Origin of the sequence: uncultured Streptomyces sp. (assembly GCF_947488945.1) — a bacterium.
In the GTDB taxonomy this organism is placed as follows: Bacteria; Actinomycetota; Actinomycetes; order Streptomycetales; family Streptomycetaceae; genus Streptomyces.
On sequence record NZ_CANLBS010000095.1, the window covers coordinates 1 to 370 of the forward strand.

At 68.6% G+C, this 370-nt stretch carries 1 protein-coding gene; it reads left to right on the forward strand.

Annotation, left to right across the window (positions count from 1 at the left end; translation table 11 throughout):
• Positions 1-370: KR domain-containing protein (locus tag Q0994_RS33965; protein ID WP_299542599.1), on the forward strand; the 370-nt coding region annotated here is incomplete at both ends.

The window sequence follows — 370 nt, forward strand, 5'->3', positions numbered from 1 at the left end:
TGGATGACGGTGTTCTGGAGTCGTTGTCCGCTGAGCAGGTGGAGCGGGTGATGCGGCCGAAGGTGGATGCGGCGCTGTATCTGCATGAGCTGACGGCGGGGATGGATCTGTCGGCGTTCGTGCTGTTCTCGTCGGTGGCGGCGTTGATCGGGAGTCCGGGGCAGGGCAACTACGCGGCGGCCAACGCGGTTCTCGACGCTCTTGCGGCGCATCGCAGGGCGCAGGGTCTGCCGGCCACGTCGTTGGCGTGGGGGCTGTGGGCCGAGGAGCGGAGCATGGCCGGGAGCCTGGACGAGGGCAGTGTGGCCAGGTGGGCTCGGATGGGGATCGGGGCGTTGCCGAACGGGCTTGGTCTGGAGCTGTTCGACCG